Genomic DNA, 20,675 nt, shown 5'->3' with positions numbered 1-20,675 from the left:
ATGAAGTATAAGGTTTTCATATCGCTATTATTGTCGCTTTTATTGTTTTCTTGTGAAAAAGAAGAAGAAATTTATGTTCCTGTGTATCCTCAGAAAATATATGCGGTTTATCATGAAGGAGAAGAACCCTATCCCGATCTACCCGTACTGTATCTCGATCACATGTTTTACCTGAAGAAACGAGCTCCGCTTTTTTTTCAGGCTACCGGTAACGATCGGTTGCCGTTCGGGAGCGGACAATCTGTTCAAAATTCGGATATTCAAGAGACTGATATTTCGGTCGGAATAAATAAATGCGATGTCCCGGTTACGATTACCCGGATTTCGACGAGATCGACGGTAGGTAAAGGTCGGCAGATACGCCTGCTTCCGATAGGGGATAGTGTGGGTGCTGGATATGGAGGACAGTGGAATAGTGTTGATGGCCGGGCTTCTGTTTCTTGGTCGATTGCCCGGCAGTTTTTTATGCAAGATAGATATTCCGACGGTACAATGCCGACAGTGTCGGATTTCATAACTATCGGTACGACGAATAAAAATACTTTTAATGTCCTTACGGACGAGGGAATTGTAACTTGTACCGGATATGGCGAATGTCGGGGCGGTTGGAGACTTTCGGATTATTTGTATTCTCGTGTCGTAGAAAAGGCCGAAAATCCTTTCTATGACGAAGATCAGACAGGGAAGAATAAATTCTCATTAGCAGCCTATTTGAAACGTTTTAGAACACATACCGATAACGGAGAACCTTTGTCGACAGAATCTGTAACCGATGCGTATGTGTGTACTCCCACACATGTCATTATTCAGTTAGGATTAAATGACCTTTATAATCAGGAGTATAAAGACCAGATCGCTTCTTTGGTCTCCCGTATTAAAGAAGAATTTCCCGATATGATTGTCGGATTGTCACTGACCGATGCGTTCGGTACGGCTTTTTCGAAATATTATCCGGATTATGATTTTTCTTCCAATGCCATGACTTTACTTAAAAATGATTTGCATTATAAATGCTGGTCTTGGAATCCCGTTTTGCAACAGTTGGAAAATCCTGCCGAAAAGATTTTTTATATACCTAATTATTATGTTCAACCGTCGGCAGAGTCAGTACCTTATGAAATTTCAAGTTCCGGATTAAGGATTCCGGCTTATGACACTTCCCATTATCACCCGAATAGCAATGCCCATTATGCTTGGGGATATCAAATTTATGCGTGGCTGAAATATACATTGACATTAATTTGAATGTTGTTTCCGTTTATTAGAATGTTTTCTTATCGGGAGAAATGGGAATTTCTTTCGAAAATATTTTTCTGTTTTTACGAGGAAGATAGCTGGTTATCTAACGATTGAAAAAGGAAAAACAGACCGAAAGAAAACGTAAAGATGAGCTGATGCTATTTCTATTGGAAAATTTAGACCCGCTTTTAGATGGCTTATCGTGTGAATTTTGAGTAAAAAAAATTGATAAATCCTGATGAAATTGTTCGGGAAACGTTTTTATTATATATTTTATCTACTGGGATAGAATGGATTATATATTTTATATTTTAGCATTATTCTTTAATTTTGTGCGGGTTTAATTGTATATTATTTATAAATACGAAGATTCCTGAATATGCCGATATACTGCAAGTATTGCTTACGATGTCTGTTGTGATTTGTGTGGGTGGTGCGGCTTTGCTTTTTCTACGTTCCGGAGGCAATCGTTCGCGTCGTTTGTTATCGTTGGTCATGTTTGCATGGGGGCTTATCTACATGACGCGTGTTATAGGCATGTTGACAGGAATTCTGAATTTTGATTTTACGAGTACAGGAGTTTTAGATATGCTTGTGCTTGTAGCCGGTAATTTTTTCTTGATAGTTTTGTTGCTTTATCCGTTGGAAATAGTACGTCCGGGGTGGCTTAATTTAAGACGTATAGGATTGTTGTTACTTCCTTATATCATGCTCGTGCTGTTTTATTATGCCGTGTTACCTTTGTTGGGACAAAAAATTCTTGTGCTGCGTGATATTGACGATTTTTTTGAACACATTGGAGAGTTTAATGTTTGGTATCGTTTATTGTTGCTTATTTCTATCGGGTTTTATCTGCTGTTATTGTTGCGTTTGACTTGGCGGTATCGTGAGGTTTATCAACAGTGGTGTCAGTCTAATTATGCTGCAACTGAGGACATGGAGATCTCATGGCTGCGAAATTATACCATTGGGGTATTTTTAATAGGTTGTGCATATTTTTGGTTATTGTTTGACGGAAATACAGGTTGTTTTATTGTGCATAATCTTATGGTACAGGTTTTCTTTTGTTATACCCTTTATAAGGGGCTTTTTCATTATAATCCCTATACAGAAGATTTTTTCAGTCATACGTTAGATGAAATGACTGCACGTAGAGAAGCTGTATGTAAAGAGGAGCAATTGCTGTCGGGAGATATTTTCGAAGATTTCGATCTTTCTGAAGATGACAGTGCGTTTCTTGGAAAATTGCCTGCATATCGGGATGAAGTAGCTCGTTGGATGACGGATAAAAAGCCTTATTTAAATAAGGATTTCAAATTAATGGATGTGTCGGAATTTTTGCCGTTAAATCGCACTTACCTTTCCCGTGTTTTTAATGAAGGTTTCGGAGATAGTTTTAGTGGTGTCGTACGTAGTTACCGTATGCGTGAGGCTGAAATATTGCTGGTCTCTAATCCTGATATTCCTGTGGGACAAATTGGTGAACGTTGCGGTTTTTCTTCTCCGGCTGTCTTTCACCGTAGTTTTGTGCAATGTCATGATGGAGTGACTCCGAGCCGTTATCGTAAGCGATCCGCCAAATAGTAATTTTTCTGTCAAATTGCGATTATAAAAGCATCTTTTTTACGTATTGCAAATTTTATTTTACAAAATGGTAATTCTATTTTTGGCCTTTTGCCATAATTTTGCCGCACAAATTTTTCTACCCAGATGTGAAAAATAACATATCTGCGCAATTGCGTATCAACCAATATGTAGAGAACAAATCTATGATGAAAAAAATGTTCGTTTGATTGGACAAAGATAACACATTTTTCACATGTAAAATAATAATTATATAGTAATTTGGTTTTTAGGTGTTTATACTATTTATTAAAATAATATTTTTAATTAAACTCCTTTGTCCAATTAAACGAACATTTTTTTGTTCTGTTTTTTATTTATATTAAGTTGTTGGATAACAGTTTGGTATATAATATATTCTTATATAAAAATATAACGAAAAAACTTATTTTAGACGATTCAGCATAATAAAAATGCGTGTGAAAAATATAGTATATATATTAATTTTGTTACTTGTTACCGTGCAGGTAAGTCAGGGGCAGGATCGGGAAAAAGGGAAAAATGTTCCTTTTTGTTCGGATACAGCTATTCTATTTCGCTTTGTGCCTAAGCGACTGATGTTTTATTCTCCTTATAATGGTAATGAAAAAGCAATTTCCGAAGCCATGAAATTGCTCAGAATGCACCGTAAATCGATTGTTAATGGCGATGCGGTTATACGTATTCAAGGATTTTGCCAGTCTTATCCTACCGAAAAAGAAAATTTGGCGGCAGCTAAAAATCGCAGTAATCAGGTAAAATCTTATTTTATTACCCATTTGGGCATGAAAGAGTCATATTATCGTACTTCTAATAAAGCTATGCCTTATAAGGGAATGAGAGATATAGTAGCATTAGTAGATATCGAATATCTGAGTGTATCGGATGCGATCAATGATTCCGTTCTTGAGATAAGAACCCGAAACGAAGCGGTAATATCGCAGAGAATCCCGGTGCGAGTAGACACTATTCCTTTGGAATCGGTTATGGAATTCGATCCGATAGCGGAGCAAGACATTGCAAAAGCTCTTGAGGCAAAGCCTCTTTTCGAGAATGAGCCTATATCGAAGCGCTTTCGTCGCAACATTCCTTTGTCTGTCAAAACCAATCTCCTTTATGACGTGATACTTCTGCCTTCGTTGGAATTTGAATATCGTTTCAACAAACATTGGTCGGTCAATTTAGAAGGTACTATGGCTTGGTGGCATAAAGATACGAAGCACAAATATTACCAATTAGCTCAGATTAGTCCTGAAGTGCGGTATTGGTTCAAATCCGAAGGAGCTCGCAAGGGTCATTATTTCGGGTTGTTCATCGGTGGAGGCTGGTATGATCTGGAGAACGGGAATCGTGGTTATAAAGGTGAAGGCGAGTATGCCGGTATCAGTTACGGATATATGTTCCCTATCGGAAAATATTTTGCTTTAGAAGCCGGTATCGGTGCGGGTTTTCTGCATGCGAATTCTGAAGATTACTTACCTATTGACGAGCATTATGTGTATCAACAGTCGATACGTACCAATTATTTCGGTCCATTAAAACTGAAGTTGGCTTTTGTCTGGAATATCGGTTGTTGGATGGGAAAGAAAGGAGGTAAAAGATGAAATACTTTCTCTCTATGACGGTAAGGTACGGATTGTTTTTGGTATTGCCTTTATTGACTTTCGGATGCCGGAAAGAATTGTGTTATGATCATGAGCTACATAGCGCTTCGGTAAAAACCGTGATTGTAGCCGATTGGGAGCAGGAATGGGAACGTGCCTATGATTTTGATTGGGAACAGAATTGGAATATTTTGTGGGGACGTGAATATGATGAATTACGTCCGGACATTGCTGAGGGGATTCGGGCTCTTGTCTATTCTGCCGGTGGAGGTTTCTCCGAAAATAATTTGTCGGCGGAGGGTGGCCGTTTGCCTATGAAAGAGGGTGTCCATTCATTACTGTTTTATAATAATGATACCGAATACATTCTTTTTAATGATCTTACCACTTCGGCATCTGCTTCGGCTACGACCCGTACTCGTACGCGCAGTAGTTTTAAAGAGTTGCATGCCGGAGAACGCACGGTAAGTCCGCCGGATATGCTTTACGGTGCTTATGTGAAGGAGCATTTTGCAGAACGTACGTTAGAGTCGATAGAGTTACCTGTTATTATGCGTCCGTTGACTTATACCTATCTGATACGTTACGAATTTAAAAAAGGTGCGCAATATGTGGCATTGGCACGAGGTGCATTGGCGGGTATGGCAGAAAGCGTTTACCTTGAAGACGGGCATACGGGTGCAGATGCCGTAACGGTAATGTTCGATTGCACGGTAGAAGATTTCGGAGCAGAAGCTCTTGTCTATTCGTTCGGAGTGCCGGATTATCCGGGAGATCATTATGTTACGGATAGACAGGGAAAGCACTATGCCTTGAACTTGGAGGTACGAATGTTGAACGGAAAATTCAAGACTTTTGAGTTTGATGTGACGGATCAAGTTACAGGGCAGCCTCGCGGTGGTGTTATTGTCGTGAAAGATATCGAGATATCGGATGAAGAAGGAACTGAAGGAAGCGGCAGCTTTGACGTAACAGTGGATGGTTGGGGAGAATATATCGATGTAGAACTTCCGTTAAACTAAAAGATATAAAAAAACAACAAGTAATTTATTTAATTTTTAATTGTAGAAGTTATGAAAAAAAGTTTATGGATTCTTGGAGTGGCTGTTATAGCCTTAACCGGTTGTACGAACAATGAAGTGGTAGATATACCTCAGTCTCGTGCAATCAATTTTTCGAATGCTTTTGTAAACAATACCACAAGAGCAGATGTGACGAATGCCGATTTCACGCAGTTTTGGGTGTATGGTGATTATCAAAATGAATCGTCATGGGTTGATGTGTTCAACAATGTAAAGGTTTCGGGTGCTTCTGTGGGTAGCGGTGCTGTTTGGACTCCTGATGAGACCGCTTATTGGCAAGTAAATAAAACTTATAGTTTCGGTGCTTATGCCGACGGAACATCTCAGCTGACTACCGGTATATCATATGATCCTACATCTAAGACTTTGACGTTTTCAGATTATTCTGCCGGAGCAAATGACTTGATTGCTGCTACTTCAGACAATGTATCATGGGATGGAGCTGGAGATCCTTCAAAGGTGCAACTTTCTTTTAAGCACATGCTTTCTAAAGTTAAATTTACGTTCAAAACCGATGCTGCCGAAACCTATACGATGAAAGTTTCGGAATTGAAGATTTCTAAAGCTATTCAGACAGCAACCGGTACGATGGTAGATAAAGTTGTCGGTACGTGGTCAGGAGAAAATTCAGGAGAATATTCTTTTGCCGATATCGACGATTATGCGACAGCTGAAGGTCAGGCAGAGTCAGAAGTAAAATATGTGATTCCTCAAGAAAACACGAATTCTATTGCTGTTTCTTTTAAAGTAACAGTAACTGATGGCGGTGGTTATAATAAAGAAGGATCTTTTACGGGAACTATGGCTATTGCCGAATCAAATAAGTGGGATGCCGGGTTAGCATATAATTATACGGTTACGATCAATCCGGATAAAGTGGATGATACATTGAAACCTATATTGTTTGATGTAACGACAGTAGAAGAGTGGGACGAATTTACCGATTCTGATCTTAACCTCAATTAAAATATACTTTTAGTTATAAGGTATATAGGCTATAAGGGGTTGAATGTCCCCTTATAGTCACTCAAAACAACACTTCAGAGGTGTTTTTATCTAAGAAATAAGCTGGTATATATGGGGAGAATCGAAAGAATGGTGAAAAGGTTTTTTTATTTCCCGATGATAACGGTTACGTTACTGTTAACATCATGTACAAACATTCTCGTACATGATACGGAAAAAGGAGGAGTCGATGGTATGGCGATTGATTTCCGTACTCCGGTGTTGACTCGGAGTGCGGTAGAAAGTTTTACTGCAGGTAGCGCTTTTTCCGTTTGGGGATGGTATATACCGGAAGATGCCGCCGGTGAGGTTTTTAATGCTACTACGGTATCGACACCGGACGGTTCTGTTTGGACCTATGAGGGATTACGCTATTGGAAAGCAGACAAAACATATTCATTTTACGCTTTATATCCGTCAGCAATCGATCTGATAGCAAATGCGGCGACTGCTGCCCGTTATAATGAAGACGGAGATCTTTTTGTGACGGCTTTCGACGCTTCTAAAGGATATGATCTCATGGCAGCTTCTGCCTTGAATATTTCCGGCAGTAATACCGGTAAAGTGGCTTTTACGTTCGGTCATTTATTAGCACGTGTGGAGTTTGTGGTAAAGCGCAATGCGGCCTCAGACGGTATCGAAGGTTTTAATCCGGTTATCCATTCCGCTAAGCTTTACGGTATGCATAAGACGGCTGATTTTTCAGTTTCGGCAGCCGATTTGACCGATAAAGAAGCTATATCTGCCGGATGGGCTATTTCTACCGATGAGAGCGACCGTACTACAAAGAACGAACCCTTTGCCGCGTTAAGCGAAGAGATTTCGGTAAATGCAGATGGAACGACCTTGATAGATGCTTTACTGTTTCCGCAGGATATTACTATCGAATATTATTTTGAAGTGACTTATTCTTCGGCGTCGGATAGAGAACCCTGCACATCTACGATTCCGTTGGTGTCTCTGCCGTTGACAACATGGGAAGCGGGTAAGCATTATCGTTACACGTTTACCATTTCGGATGAAGACCGGATCTTGTTCGATACGCCTACTGTAAATGCATGGGGTGAAGCTACGGGTGGAATTATTATTGTCGAGTGATAAAAATAAAAGGATAGTCTGATATGATAAGCTTGAGACATCTGTTATATGGGGGTGCGTTTTTGGTTGCTTGTGTTGCTTGCAGGGAGGAAAATCTTGTCGGTTCCGTTCCGGAAATGTCCGATCTTATTTTGTTCGATACTCCCTCTTTATCGGTAGAAACAGTTTCCCGCAGTACATTGATGAACGCTCTTGTACCGGGTGATGCATTCGGGGTACTGGGGTATTGTGTCCCGTATACCGTAGGAACTGACAAGCCGAATTATCTTTCCGCTTCCAGTGTTTGGTCATTAAAAAGAAACCAATGTCCGCCGGATGTATTCTTTAAACAAAAAGTGGTCGTAGGAGTTAACGGATGCACTTATGACAGAGATGGCGGTACGGATAATAATCCGAAATTTTGGTATCGCGACGGTTATGATACGAATAATAGTTCGGTTGGGGCTATTACGGGAGCAGATCAATACCGTTATTCATTCATAGCTTATTATCCTTATGAAGGAGCGTTTACGGTCGACCAACCTTTAACTGAGACTGCGGCAGGAGCTCCTAAATTGACATTTACTATGCCGCAAAGCGGTTCTGCGCTGACCCATCCGCTTTCCCATTCCGAGACTCCTGATGCGATGCTTGCCGTCTTGTATAATAGTAGAAAATCTGATGGTAATTTACGTTTCAATTTCAGTCATTTGCTGACAGGACTTGGTTTCGAGGTGAATAATTTCAGTGAATTCGATTTGACCGTGCATTCCGTTACTTTGAGCGGATCATTCTATAAAACGGTAAAGATAGACTTAACAAAAGATGTGGTGTCTTACACATTCCCGGAAAACGATCGTTATGTAGGAACTTATACGATATTTGACGAAGACTTGCCGTTGCCGCCTCCTGATGTGGAGAAGAATGAAACCGTGACCTCTTCCGGTTTGTTAGGGGGAGAACATTTGTTGTTGATATCGGGGACGGGAACGAGTTTCGGAGAAGATGTAAAAGTCCGGATCGATTATACTTTCAACGGGAGAACGACTTTTTACGAGACACAGCGTCCCGGCACATTTACTCCTCGTCCCGGTATTAAATATACGGCTCAACTCAATTTTGTAGGAGATGCTTTCATATTGGAGTTTATCGTCGACAATCAAGGGCAGTGGGAAGATGGAGAAGCTGATGATGGTGATGAAACGAATGATGATGTAGTATTCGAGTAACAATTCGTAAAGACGAGGGAAAGATGATAAAGGTAAAGATCAATAAAGTTTTAAGTATAGCATTTCTGTTCCTTATAGTGTTTTTTTCAGCTTGTAGGGAAGAAGAATTATTCGATCGGTCAGGTGTTTCGACGGGAAATATAACGACTCTTAGTTTCTCCGGTAATCCGATGGATTTGCTGAAGGTGACGACTCGTGCAAGCGATATAAAGGATGAGAACGAGAAAAAAATAAATCAGCTTTATATATTCTTTTTCGGTTCTGATGGTGAATATCTGAAGGGCGGTTATCTTACCGGATATCGGGATGCTCCCGATGATGGAGGATATTATGCACCCGGGCAAGGAGTGAGTCTTCTTAAGATAGATAATCAGGCATTTGCGAATAAGGAACTTGCCAGTAAAGCCACAGTGTATGCCGTTGCGAACGTAGACCCTGTTATTTTCGGAAGAGACAGGAATGGAGACGGACGGCCTGATGGTATTACGAATCTGTCGGATTTGAAAAATCTTGTTTATGCTCCGGAAAGTGTTTCGCTCGGTCTGCCTTCCGGAGGAATGCCGATGGTAGGATCTAAAGTGATCGATCTTACCCAAACGGAGACTTCGACGGATGATGAGCGACGTATCGATCTGACAGCTTTGATGGCACGTATAGATGTCAATATTCAGCTCGATAGTGAGGTAGAAGAGAATAATTTACCTGCTCTTACTCTTGTAGAATGGACGGCAAAAAATCTTTCTACGAAAGTACCTTTTTCTACTCCCGCAGTAAATACCGAAACAGGAGTCGATTGGGAAGATATTTGGACAAAGAGCATAACGACATCGATGCAACGTACGATTTTTAATAAGAACGGACAAATTGCTTTTACTTTCTATATGTATGAGAATATGCAGAATGCAGAATGGAAAGTAGATGAGGGAGAAAAATGGGCAGATCCTTCTTTGGCAGGAGAAGAGGGGCTTTATCCCGATAGTATTAAGGATTACCAGAAACAACGTTATAAACCTTATCTCGCTAATAAAAATGCTGCGGCAGTAGAATTGCACGGTTTTTATACTACCTATAACGGAGCAACTTATGAGGTACGCTATACGCTTTATTTGGGGGCGAATCATACCGATAATTTTCAGGTAAAACGTAATCATCAATATAAAAATAACATTACGATTAAAGGATTGACTTCTCAAAATATAGAGACAGGAGAGTATACTCTTGATGCCCGGGTGAATATCGAGGAGGATGAAAATGAGTTTTATATTGCCATGTTGCGTGAACGCAACCATGACGCTCATTTTTGTGTAACGCCGATGGATGTCTATCTGTTTGCCGATAAATCGACAAAAAATCCGACTATGGAGGTGATTTTGGGAGAAGTGCCGGATAATAGTGAGACTCCGACTGATGGAACTGTTCCCGATTGGATTCGGATGGAGAAAATCAAGGCTTCCGATATGGAGAAGGGGACCGTAACAGAATCGGATTTTACTGCTTATGATAAGAATACTAATCCGAGAGGAACTCATTTGGCTACCCAAAAGGCGTGGTTTGCCGGTAATGGTAAACGGGCATTTTTTACAAGTAAGTTGGTTACAGAAACATTGAGTGAAACGGGAAAAAAAGTTATGATCGATAATTCTCGGGATAGGGTTTATTTTTATATCGATGAGAACTTGTCTGCGACAGATGACAGGAGTGCGATAGTCACTCTTATCTATAAAGAAAACGGGATAGAGATAAGACGTCGTACCATAGAGATAGCACAGGTTCATTTATTGGCAGTTGATGTATATAATAGGGATAGGTACGGGAATAAGACTTCGGTAAGGCAAACGATATATATGGAACAAATAGAGGAGTATTTAGATCATTATGATCCATTGGATGAGTATAATACGGGGACTATTTATGACGGATTAGCATGGGGACTTTCAGGTGAAGAGATATTTCGGCTTAGAGAATCCTGGATTTCGTATTATGAAGAGCCGTTTGATAATTATTATAGCGGATTAGCCTATACCAGTTTTGTTATAAATCAGGCCGGGCAAACAAGAATGGATTTGAATGGTATTCCTGCTTCAGCATTTCAATATTGTCATAATAAAAATAAACGTAATACAGAAGGTTTAGTACCTGCAGAATATGATGGGAGGGAAGAAAAGAGTAATTCCAGTAAATGGTTTCTTCCCGGTATTCGCCAAATGGAAGACGCTTTGTCTGACTATTATTTGACTTATAAGGAATTTCAGGATTCTTATTATTGGTCGTCTTCTGCGGCTAAAAAAAGAGGTTTCTTGGGCGTTTTAGAACAAAATTTTGATCGTGCTCGGGCGACTCGAATAAAAGATGATGGTAGTGGGGACTATGTAGAGAGCAATGAAGATGAAAGTAATTGGTATCCTAATGGAGGAAACGCTTTGCGTACACAGGAACTTCGTATCCGTGCTTTTCGCACTGATTTAAATCCCCCTGAATACTAAATGAATTTTTAATGTATAAGATAAGGATACTACGTATTTATGCGGTATCCTTATTTTTTAATTCTATGTTATAATCAATTTTCTTCGTAATGCTTATATTTGAAATTCTAAAAGGTAATACATGAATATGCGATACGGTGAGATAAAGATTCTTTGTTGGGTTGTTTTGTCTTTTTTTCTCTTTTCCTGTGAGAAAGATGAGCCTGATATAGTGACGACAAGTCGGAAAACTCTATTTATGTATTTGCCGTGGTCTTCTAATCTGACGACGAATTTTTATACGAATATTTCGGATATGGAAGAGTGTATAAAAAAGCGGGGATTAAAAGATGAAAAAGTTGTCGTATTTATGTCTTCCAGCAGCACGGAGGCTTCTATGTTCGAAATTGTTTATAAAAATGGTAAATGCGAACGCAAAACGTTGAAGAGTTATACGAATCCGTCATTTACGACGGCAGAAGGCATTACCTCCATATTGAATGATATGAAAACATTTGCTCCGGCGTCTATATATGCCATGACGATCGGGTGTCACGGTATGGGATGGCTTCCGGTAGATCGAATGAAGACGATGTCAGCATCTTCTGTAAAAATGCATTGGGACTATGAGGGAAAACCGTTGACCCGTTATTTCGGAGGTTTGACAAGCGAATATCAGACAGATATAAGTACCCTTGCTAAAGGTATTGCGGATGCAGGCATAAAAATGGAATATATCTTATTTGACGATTGCTATATGTCTTCGATCGAGGTCGCTTATGAGTTGAGAAATGTTACCGATTATTTGATTGCTTCTGCCAGTGAGATAATGGCATACGGGATGCCTTATGCCGTGATCGGCGAATATTTATTGGATGATCCTGATTTTCAGGCTGTCTGTGATGGCTTTTACGACTTTTATTCGGCTTATAGCATGCCTTATGGAACGTTGGCGGTAACGGTTTGTGCCGAACTGGAAGATCTTGCGACGATTATGAAAAAAATTAATATGGAATATATTTTCGATGAATCTTCCGAAAATGCTTTGCAACGAATGGATGGCTATACTCCGATTATATTTTACGATTACGGTGATTATGTAGAAAAGTTATGTAAAGATCCCGTTTTGTTGAAACAGTTTGAGCAGCAACTGTCTCGGACTGTACCGTATAAAGTGCATACCGACTATTTTTATTCTGTGACCAAAGGTAGAGTTCCGATCTATACTTTCTCCGGAATAACGACATCAGATCCGAGCAAACATTCCCTTGCCGTGTCAAAAACCGATACGGAGTGGTATAAGGCTACGCATTAATTGCTAAGAGCCTGGATAAATTATATTGAAGCTGAAAATATAATAACGAACTTATATGTTTTTTATCTCTCTTTCAGAGAAGGATTAAATACACTATGACTGATGAATCTTTCAGGAAAATGTATGTAAACAATTTTATTGGATATATTTATCGGGGCTTTATTAAAAGTCTATTTCAATTTTTTTTTGATTTTTTTCTCAGTTTATTTTTTTTGTTTTATACGTCAGTAATCCATAATGATTCTTATTGGAATCAAAAAATATTTCTTTTTTGTCATAAAAGATTATATTTTAATTGACTTAAAATTATTTTTTGAAACTGTTGAATCGTTAAAAAAATAAAGTATATATTTGCCGATTATATATTATATTTTAAAAGAGCATATTTTCAAATATTTGAATCGTTATGGATTTAGCCAAGTTGAGTTGTAAATATTTATTAATAAATGTTCTATTGTTGTTATTGAATTCGTGTAATGATGTGTACAAGAATGATATCGAAAATCTAAGATCTGAATTAATATTACAAAAGCAGTTGTTATCTGCGATTCAGAATAACTTGTCTATTACTGATATTTCTAAAGAGCAAGATGGATATACTATTGTTTTCTCTAATGGAGAGTCTGTTACCATAGAAAACGGGAAATCGTCTTTAATAACAATTGGAGAAAATGGAAATTGGTTTATTGATGGTATAGATACAGGAAAGTCCTCAAAAGGAGATGATGGTATTAATGCACCTAATATCATAAATATGGTATGGAAAGATAATGTTCTGACTTTTTATTTTTCTGATGATTCGGTTATATCCGTACCTGTAAATATTGAACAATATTTGGCAGATCCTATTTCCCCGAATAAAATTTATACAGTATGTAATGATTTGAATCTGGAGAGGATGGTAGCTGCTCAATTATATTTGGATCACATGTTTCTTTTGAATAAACATTATTGTTTGTCGTTTGCTGAAACTTCTGACAATAAATATCCGTTTATATCTTCTATTGATGGTAAAAATGGCGGTAGTGATGTTTTTGTATCAGATAGAGATATTAAGATAAAAGGATGTAAAACACTTTCAATAAAAGTAAAACATGTATCAGTAAAGGCATCTGTGGGAAGAAATAGGAAAATCAGGATATTACCTATTGGAGATAGTGTTGGAGTAGGGTATGGCGGTCAATGGAATGTTATGAATGGGCGACCTACTGTTTCGTGGGCTATTGTTCAGCAGATGTTTGCATTGGACAGAATCGATGCTCAAGCTTCTTCGGATGAATTCTCTTTGCAGTTGGTCGGGACAAGAGGTAAAAAAGAGTATTCTAATTTTTATAATAATGAGCAATATAAGTTTGTTACATATAATGAGTGCCGGGGGGGATGGGCTTTAGCTACATATTTGTATAAAGCGAGAGAAGAAGGTGTAAACCCTTTTTATGATGAGAGCGTTTCCGGTGAAAATAAATTTTCTTTGCGAAGTTTTTTAAGTCGTTATAGAACGCATGATGATAGTGGTGTGCAGTTAAATAAGTTGTCTCCGGAATTAGGGTCTATGGTTTGTTTCGATTCTCAATCTGATTATATAAATACGGGAGTGCTGAATATTTCGGATATTTATGTGAATACACCGACACATGTTGTAATTCAGTTGGGTTTTAATGATCTTGTCGAAGGGTATAGAGAACAATATATTGAGAATATGAAAGCCATAATATATAGAATAAAAGAACAGTATCCGGACATGATTATCGGGATTTCTTTACCGGATGCTTTTGGTTCTTATTTTCCGGAATTTTATCCGGGTTATGAATTTTCCGCAGGGATGTCTCTGTATAATGACTTTTTGCATCAGAAAGTTTATGAATGGACACCGCAATTAATGGCTCTTGAAGATGTTGAAAATAAAGTATTTTATATTCCTAATTATTTTATTCAACCTGCTGCGGAAGGAGTGCCTCATGCTGTTGTTGAGACAGCGGACGGATCAACTATAAAAATAAACACCTACGATACGTCTCATTATCACCCCAATAATATAGCTCATTATGCTTGGGGATATCAAATTTATGCGTGGTTGAAATATACGTTGACATTGTCAGAATAGTTTGAATAATATTGGGGGCTTATTTAAATTTTGTTCGGGTCGAACTTGAAAGTTTCTTTCAAGGGTATTTTGTCGTTTTTACGGGCGGGCTATCTGACAAGTGAAAATGGGAAAAAAGACCGGAAGAAGACGTGAAAATGATCTGATAACATTTTCTTATCGGAGAATTAAAACAGGCTCTGAATATGACTTCGATTTATTTGTGGAAGGAAAAAGCCGACCTACATTTTATGATTTCCTTTAAAAGATATATCTTTGTGAAAGAAAGACCGTGCAAACCGAATGTAAAATAAAAATATATTCGATTATTTTGCTGGGATGCAGTCTGTCTTTGTGAAACAAAAATGACGATATGAATTCTTTCAACGCTTTAAAAAAGATATATTCCAGACGGGCTGAGATCAAAAATTTACCGCATATTAAAGTTGCGGTTGTCGGTGATACGGCTACGCAATTTCTCGCTATGGCGATTTACGGTACTGGCGTGGAGCGAGGTTTTGATATAGAGCTTTTTGAAGCAGAATATAATCAGGTAGAACGACAGTTTCTGGATAAAGCATCTGATCTATATCGGTTTGATGCAGATTATATCGTTGTTTTTCAGTCAACGCATAAATTACTTACTCGGTATGGGAAATGCGGGGATGCAGACCGGTTACGGTTGGCTGATGAACGTTTGGATTTTGTGAGGACAATTTGTGAGACTACCGATGCGAAAATTATTTATTGTAATTATCCGGAAATAGACGATGCCGTTTTCGGTAATTTTGCCAATCAGGTAGAATTTTCTTTCCTTTATCAATTGCGTAAACTTAATTACAAATTGATGGAGGTAGCTCGGGAATGTCCTAATCTTTATATTTGCGATCTTGCGACGATACAGAATAAACTGGGGCGGGATACCGTATTTCAGCCGTCGATTTATGTCAGTACCGAAATGGTACTGTCTATCGAAGCTTTACCTTGGGTTGCATCCCGAATACTCGATATTATTTGTGCGCTGAAAGGAAAGATAAAGAAATGTCTTGTATTGGATCTCGATAATACGCTTTGGGGAGGGGTTATCGGAGATGACGGTATAGAAAATATTCAGATCGGTCATGGTTTGGGTATCGGCAAAGCTTTTTCAGAGTTCCAATTATGGATTAAGAAACTGAAAGAGAGAGGGGTAATTCTTGCAGTATGCAGCAAGAATACCGAGTCTGTAGCGAAAGAGCCGTTTATCGAACATCCCGATATGATATTGAAATTGGATGATATCGCGGTGTTTGTCGCTAATTGGGAAAATAAAGCGGATAATATACGTCGAATACAGCAAATTTTGAATATAGGATTTGATTCTATGGTATTTTTGGATGATAATCCTTTTGAACGAAATATGGTGCGTGCGAATATTCCGGATATAGTCGTTCCTGAATTGCCGGAAGATCCCGGTGAATATCTTGAATATTTGTATGGACTGAATCTTTTTGAAACAGTTTCATATTCTGCTGCAGATTCGGAACGTACCCGACAGTACCAAGTAGAAGCCCGGCGAGTATCGGAGAGAATGAGTTTTGCAAATGAAGATGAATTTCTTGCAAGTCTGGAAATGGTTTCCGATATACAAGCGTTTACGCCCTTTAATATTCCCCGTGTCGCGCAGCTTTCGCAACGTTCTAATCAATTTAATTTGCGTACGGTACGTTATACTGAAGGAGATATCGAGCGCATGGGTAAAGACTCGGAACGTTATGCTCCTTTTACATTTACGCTTGCAGATAAGTTCGGGGATAACGGACTTATTTGTGTGGTTATACTTGAGAAAGACAACCGTGCTAAGACTCTTTTTATCGATACGTGGTTTATGAGTTGCAGGGTATTGAAACGAGGGATGGAACGGTTTACTCTGAATGTCTTGGTGAGATATGCCAGAGACAACGGGTTTAAGAAGATTATCGGAGAGTATATCCCGACTACTAAAAATAAGATGGTGGAGGATCATTATGCCCAATTAGGGTTTGTAAAGTTACCGGAAATGGAGAAAAACCTTTATATGCTTGATGTAGATTCTTATATAGATAAAACTTGTTATATATTGCCTAAATAATTTATGATATGACTCAAGAAGATATTTTAAGTAAAGTTCAAAATATTTTTAGGGATGTATTGGATGAAGAAAACATTTCATTGACATCTCAGACAACGGCAAATGATATAGAAGAATGGGACTCCTTAACTCATATTCAGCTCGTTGTGGCAATCGAAAAATCGTTTAAGATAAAATTTACTTCAAAAGAAATTTTATCTTGGAAAAATGTCGGAGAAATGGTTGAAACGATTCATGCTAAATTGTAGCGGTGACCTGTCTGAATTTTTCGGTAAGAAAATTATATCAGGTCATTTTTGCGTTTTTTCCGGTCTGTTTCCCTGTTTTTGCACGTCATATAGCTTGTTATGCTCCTTTATCGGAAACAGAGAAACACTCTTAAACGCAACTCTCGAAAAAGGGCTGTGCAAAATTAAAAACAGGTTCTGAACGATTTTGTCGAAGTGTTCAGGAGAGAATATCGAAAGAGAAGGGAATATTTGTAAAATAAACCGGTATATAAAGTTATGATTATCAATTCATTTGAATTTTTGCTGTTTTTTATAATTTTCTTCGTTATATATTATATTCCCCGCTTAAATACAAGATATCAGAATCTTTTATTACTTGTCGGAAGTTATTTCTTTTATGGGTATGCAAGTCTGAAAATGTTGCCTTTGCTTATTGCGGCTACGATCATTTTTTATTATTTGGGTTTAGCGATACAAAAAAGCGGAGATACTAAAAAAGCATCGATTTTGACAACTTTAGGTGTGTGGTCGGGAGTCGGTATTTTATTGTATTTTAAGTATTTCAATTTTTTTATTACTTCTTTTTCTGAATTGTTTGAATCATTCGGTTTACAGACTAATTGGCATACTTTCAATATTATAATGCCTTTGGGCATAAGTTTTTTCACTTTTAAATTAATTAGTTATATTATAGAGATACATCGTGGTCATATAGAAGCAGACCGGGATTTTATCTCTTTTGCCGCTTATGTCTCTTTTTTCCCGTGTATTCTTTCAGGACCGATAGACCGTCCTAATTCGTTTATTCCACAGTTGTCTCAAACTCGTCATTTTGATTATGATATGGCATCGGACGGCTTGCGTCAAATATTATGGGGAATGTTTAAAAAGATGGTATTGGCTGATAATATTGCGGTTGTCGTAGATCAAGTTTGGAATAGCTATACTGCATTTCCGAGCAGTACGTTGATATTGGCTGCCGTCTTATATTCATTTCAGATGTATACGGACTTTTCAGGTTATTCCGATATGGCAATCGGAGTCGGCAAAATTTTAGGAGTTAAGGTTACTCCCAATTTCAATTATCCGTTTTTTGCGTTGAATATTGCCGATTATTGGCGTCGCTGGCACATGTCTTTGACTTCGTGGTTGACCGATTATATATTTATGCCATTGAATGTCCGGTTTCGTGATTGGGGCAATTGGGGTATGATCGTTGCTATTATCATCAATCTTGTGGCAGTAGGTATGTGGCATGGAGATAATTGGACATTTGCCGCATTCGGTTTATATCATGGTTTGTTGTTTGTTCCGTTAATTCTTACAGGGGCTTTTTTTAAAAAGAACAAGATGAAAACCACTTATTGGGGATTGCCGACATTTCGCATGGCTTTGAAAATGTTGTTTACATTTATGCTGGTCACAATAGGATTGGTTATTTTTAAGGCGCATGATGTGACGCAGGCTTTTGACTACTTGTTATCTTGTTTTGGTACGGGCATATTGTCTTTGCCGAAAGTTCAGGGCGACACGAACGGAACGCTTTTATTCTCGTTGCTGTTTATTATTATATTGCTTGTTATAGAATGGAAACAAAGAAGCAAGGAGTATGGATTGTCTATTGACAATTTAAGCCGTGTAAAGAGGTTAGGAGCTTATTCGTTTTTTTTGTTGGTGATTTATTTCTTCGGGACAGATACTTCTTCGTTTATATATTTTCAGTTCTAAATTATTTTTGTGTGATGAGATTATGAAACTTACAAAAAAGCAAATTGAAAATTTGGCGCTATTCGGAGGAGTATTTATCGTGTTGTTGATAATACTTAATGTAACAGCTCCCTATGTATATAAATTGTTTCCGAATGATTATTCCCGGATAGGGATTATATTGAATGCTCTGAAAACTCGTACCGTAACTCCGGAAATCGTCGTTTTCGGAAATAGTAAAGCTATGAGCGGAGTAGATGCCAATATGATACAAGAACAATTGTCAGGAAATCCGGAAACATATAATTTCTCATCGGTAGGGCAATCGATCGGGGAGAGCTTATTGTTCTATCCGATGCTACCTGATGAGACAAAAGCAGTAATACAATGTTTTAAATTAGAAGAGTTCATGCAACCGCTTGTCTTTAATGAACCTGCGATTATCGCTTTGAAGATGGGGAAATATCCGATGAATGAAGATATAAAGCAATTGCTCCCGAAAACGTTTTGGGAAAAGTTAGATAAGCCGGATGTTTATTATAATTTCAAGTCCCGTCAAACCGTGAGTTCGGGGTTGATACGTTTTTTACGTCTTCATTTGGATGAGGATGCTCCTGACAGCGGTATTCTCGATGATTTGAAGTTTCCTTATTTATTCCCGTCCGAGATAGATAAAGCTCCGAATTATCAGACCGTAATACAGATGTTGGAGAAGGAAGATTATTCTTGGGCTGATGATTTTTCTATTTCGGAAGAATGTAAGGATTTGCTTATTAAAGCAAATGATTATTTAGAACGGAAGAATGTGAAGTTGTATATAGTAATTATTTCTCATGCTCCGGATGTGAAAGGTCTGTCATCTGAAAAACAAGAAAAGATTATCGGAAAATTGCAAGAGGAACTGCCGCAATTAAAATTTATAGATTGTCGGAAATCTCTTACTTCAGATGATTTTTATGACCCGTTACATCCTAATAAAAAGGGAGCTGAAAAAATTTCGACTATAATCTCGACAGCGGTGAACGCTGATTTTTAGCTGTTTTAAAATAAAATTGAGAGAAAAATTTCATATTTTTTGATTAACGGTCGTTTTATTTGTATTTGCAGACTTTTTTTCAGGGAATAACTGATCCTGAGGAACTCCCAATTCCTCAGCTATGACTTTTTGAGTCAGAGCATCCGGAGTTTGTACTCCGGCAATCCACATTCGTACAGTTTTTTCCGATTTCAATGTTTTATGTGCGATATATTCCACAAAAGCACTTTTGGGTGCTTTTACTACCCGACGGTCGGGGAGAGATTTGTAATATTCGACAAAGGACGCATTGCCGACAGGAAAATCTTTAAATGTCATTTTTCTGTATCAAAGTTGTTTATTCACTGTAATATTTATATTTTTGTTCCGTAATATATATTATTACGATGCAAATATATAACAATGTTCGTTAAAATCCAAACAAATAATGAATTTTGTTCGTTATATAATTAAAAATACCTGATATGGATTCAGTAAAAGAGAGGCTCAAAGCATTTATAGAATATAAAAAAATTTCGATAAGAAGTTTTGAGAATCGGTGTGGCTTATCATATGGGTATGTAAACAATATGCGGGTTTCTATACAGCCGGCAAAATTGAAAAGCATATCTCTGCAATTTCCTGATTTGAATAAAAGTTGGTTGTTGACAGGAGAGGGGGAGATGCTTGTTCCCACAGAAGGGAAAACCGTAGCGACCGAATCTATCGGTAATTATGGTAGTGTATTTAAGTCTTCGGGAATAGTTTCTATTCCGGCTAAAGTTTGGGATGTTATTGAAAAGCAGGCAGACAGTTTAAAAAGTAAAGATAAACAGATCGATGATCTTATTTCATTGTTGAAAGGTTTGATTCAAAAATAGTTTTTGTGGTTGTAAGTATTAGAAGGTGCTTTTA

General features: G+C 38.0%; 16 protein-coding genes. 15 read left to right on the top strand and 1 reads right to left on the bottom strand.

Annotated features, from left to right (window positions below; all coding sequences use genetic code 11):
* From Q0093_RS01410 to Q0093_RS01345, 14 genes are all read left to right on the top strand, one after another.
* Entirely contained in the window at positions 1-1,245 is a 1,245-nt protein-coding gene (locus Q0093_RS01410) for a hypothetical protein (protein WP_297928174.1), read from the top strand.
* Positions 1,246-1,647: 402 nt separating this feature from the next.
* Positions 1,648-2,823 carry an AraC family transcriptional regulator gene (locus Q0093_RS01405; RefSeq protein WP_297928173.1) on the top strand — a complete coding sequence of 392 codons (1,176 nt, stop codon included), beginning with the start codon at positions 1,648-1,650 and terminating at the stop codon, positions 2,821-2,823.
* 452 nt (positions 2,824-3,275) lie between these two features.
* Positions 3,276-4,445, top strand: a complete 1,170-nt coding sequence (locus Q0093_RS01400; RefSeq protein WP_297928172.1) for a DUF3575 domain-containing protein — start codon at positions 3,276-3,278, stop codon at positions 4,443-4,445.
* Positions 4,442-5,467: a DUF5119 domain-containing protein gene (locus tag Q0093_RS01395; protein WP_297928171.1), complete on the top strand. Its 1,026-nt coding sequence runs from the start codon at positions 4,442-4,444 to the stop codon at positions 5,465-5,467. The genes Q0093_RS01400 and Q0093_RS01395 overlap by 4 nt, the downstream gene beginning before the upstream one ends.
* Before the next feature lie 51 nt (positions 5,468-5,518).
* The gene (locus Q0093_RS01390) at positions 5,519-6,493 is read left to right on the top strand and encodes a fimbrillin family protein (RefSeq protein ID WP_297928170.1); all 975 of its coding nucleotides are present in this window, start codon (positions 5,519-5,521) and stop codon (positions 6,491-6,493) included.
* Between the two features lie 111 nt (positions 6,494-6,604).
* Positions 6,605-7,630 (top strand): fimbrillin family protein, encoded by a 1,026-nt coding sequence (locus tag Q0093_RS01385; protein ID WP_294175741.1) that lies wholly within the window; start codon positions 6,605-6,607, stop codon positions 7,628-7,630.
* A 23-nt stretch (positions 7,631-7,653) separates the two neighbouring features.
* Positions 7,654-8,838, top strand: coding sequence for a fimbrillin family protein (locus Q0093_RS01380; RefSeq protein ID WP_297928169.1), 1,185 nt, complete (start codon positions 7,654-7,656; stop codon positions 8,836-8,838).
* A 23-nt stretch (positions 8,839-8,861) separates the two neighbouring features.
* Complete coding sequence (locus Q0093_RS01375; protein WP_297928168.1) at positions 8,862-11,321, top strand: DUF4906 domain-containing protein; 2,460 nt, start codon at positions 8,862-8,864, stop codon at positions 11,319-11,321.
* Between the two features lie 127 nt (positions 11,322-11,448).
* The gene (locus tag Q0093_RS01370; RefSeq protein ID WP_297928230.1) at positions 11,449-12,615 is read left to right on the top strand and encodes a clostripain-related cysteine peptidase; all 1,167 of its coding nucleotides are present in this window, start codon (positions 11,449-11,451) and stop codon (positions 12,613-12,615) included.
* A gap of 406 nt (positions 12,616-13,021) precedes the next feature.
* Entirely contained in the window at positions 13,022-14,719 is a 1,698-nt protein-coding gene (locus Q0093_RS01365; RefSeq protein ID WP_297928167.1) for a hypothetical protein, read from the top strand.
* 352 nt (positions 14,720-15,071) lie between these two features.
* On the top strand, positions 15,072-16,808 hold the full coding sequence (locus tag Q0093_RS01360; RefSeq protein WP_297928166.1) for an HAD family hydrolase: 1,737 nt from the start codon (positions 15,072-15,074) through the stop codon (positions 16,806-16,808).
* Between the two features lie 8 nt (positions 16,809-16,816).
* A complete protein-coding gene (locus tag Q0093_RS01355; protein WP_022601674.1) occupies positions 16,817-17,056 on the top strand; it encodes an acyl carrier protein in 240 nt (79 codons plus the stop codon).
* Between the two features lie 399 nt (positions 17,057-17,455).
* On the top strand, positions 17,456-18,766 hold the full coding sequence (locus tag Q0093_RS01350; protein ID WP_297928165.1) for an MBOAT family O-acyltransferase: 1,311 nt from the start codon (positions 17,456-17,458) through the stop codon (positions 18,764-18,766).
* A gap of 22 nt (positions 18,767-18,788) precedes the next feature.
* A complete protein-coding gene (locus Q0093_RS01345) occupies positions 18,789-19,781 on the top strand; it encodes a hypothetical protein (RefSeq protein ID WP_297928164.1) in 993 nt (330 codons plus the stop codon).
* A 30-nt stretch (positions 19,782-19,811) separates the two neighbouring features.
* Here the strand turns inward: Q0093_RS01345 and Q0093_RS01340 are convergent, their stop codons facing one another.
* Positions 19,812-20,099, bottom strand: coding sequence for a hypothetical protein (locus Q0093_RS01340; RefSeq protein ID WP_009318754.1), 288 nt, complete (start codon positions 20,097-20,099; stop codon positions 19,812-19,814).
* A gap of 146 nt (positions 20,100-20,245) precedes the next feature.
* Here Q0093_RS01340 and Q0093_RS01335 point away from each other — a divergent pair, with 146 nt between their 5' ends.
* On the top strand, positions 20,246-20,641 hold the full coding sequence (locus Q0093_RS01335) for a hypothetical protein (protein WP_022601668.1): 396 nt from the start codon (positions 20,246-20,248) through the stop codon (positions 20,639-20,641).
* Positions 20,642-20,675: the final 34 nt, after the last annotated feature.

The organism is uncultured Coprobacter sp., assembly GCF_947855755.1.
Lineage (GTDB): Bacteria > Bacteroidota > Bacteroidia > Bacteroidales > Coprobacteraceae > Coprobacter.
The sequence above is the reverse complement of the archived record's forward strand: the minus strand, read 5'-3'. Positions and strand labels throughout refer to the sequence as shown.

Bases quoted from the DNA above. Each gene is read 5' to 3' on its own strand.
- Q0093_RS01410 (WP_297928174.1), top strand. From the start codon at position 1: ATGAAGTATAAGGTTTTCATATCGCTATTATTGTCGCTTTTATTGTTT.
- Q0093_RS01405 (WP_297928173.1), top strand. From the start codon at position 1,648: ATGTCTGTTGTGATTTGTGTGGGTGGTGCGGCTTTGCTTTTTCTACGT.
- Q0093_RS01400 (WP_297928172.1), top strand. From the start codon at position 3,276: ATGCGTGTGAAAAATATAGTATATATATTAATTTTGTTACTTGTTACC.
- Q0093_RS01395 (WP_297928171.1), top strand. From the start codon at position 4,442: ATGAAATACTTTCTCTCTATGACGGTAAGGTACGGATTGTTTTTGGTA.
- Q0093_RS01390 (WP_297928170.1), top strand. From the start codon at position 5,519: ATGAAAAAAAGTTTATGGATTCTTGGAGTGGCTGTTATAGCCTTAACC.
- Q0093_RS01385 (WP_294175741.1), top strand. From the start codon at position 6,605: ATGGGGAGAATCGAAAGAATGGTGAAAAGGTTTTTTTATTTCCCGATG.
- Q0093_RS01380 (WP_297928169.1), top strand. From the start codon at position 7,654: ATGATAAGCTTGAGACATCTGTTATATGGGGGTGCGTTTTTGGTTGCT.
- Q0093_RS01375 (WP_297928168.1), top strand. From the start codon at position 8,862: ATGATAAAGGTAAAGATCAATAAAGTTTTAAGTATAGCATTTCTGTTC.
- Q0093_RS01370 (WP_297928230.1), top strand. From the start codon at position 11,449: ATGCGATACGGTGAGATAAAGATTCTTTGTTGGGTTGTTTTGTCTTTT.
- Q0093_RS01365 (WP_297928167.1), top strand. From the start codon at position 13,022: ATGGATTTAGCCAAGTTGAGTTGTAAATATTTATTAATAAATGTTCTA.
- Q0093_RS01360 (WP_297928166.1), top strand. From the start codon at position 15,072: ATGAATTCTTTCAACGCTTTAAAAAAGATATATTCCAGACGGGCTGAG.
- Q0093_RS01355 (WP_022601674.1), top strand. From the start codon at position 16,817: ATGACTCAAGAAGATATTTTAAGTAAAGTTCAAAATATTTTTAGGGAT.
- Q0093_RS01350 (WP_297928165.1), top strand. From the start codon at position 17,456: ATGTTGCCTTTGCTTATTGCGGCTACGATCATTTTTTATTATTTGGGT.
- Q0093_RS01345 (WP_297928164.1), top strand. From the start codon at position 18,789: ATGAAACTTACAAAAAAGCAAATTGAAAATTTGGCGCTATTCGGAGGA.
- Q0093_RS01340 (WP_009318754.1), bottom strand. From the start codon at position 20,099: ATGACATTTAAAGATTTTCCTGTCGGCAATGCGTCCTTTGTCGAATAT.
- Q0093_RS01335 (WP_022601668.1), top strand. From the start codon at position 20,246: ATGGATTCAGTAAAAGAGAGGCTCAAAGCATTTATAGAATATAAAAAA.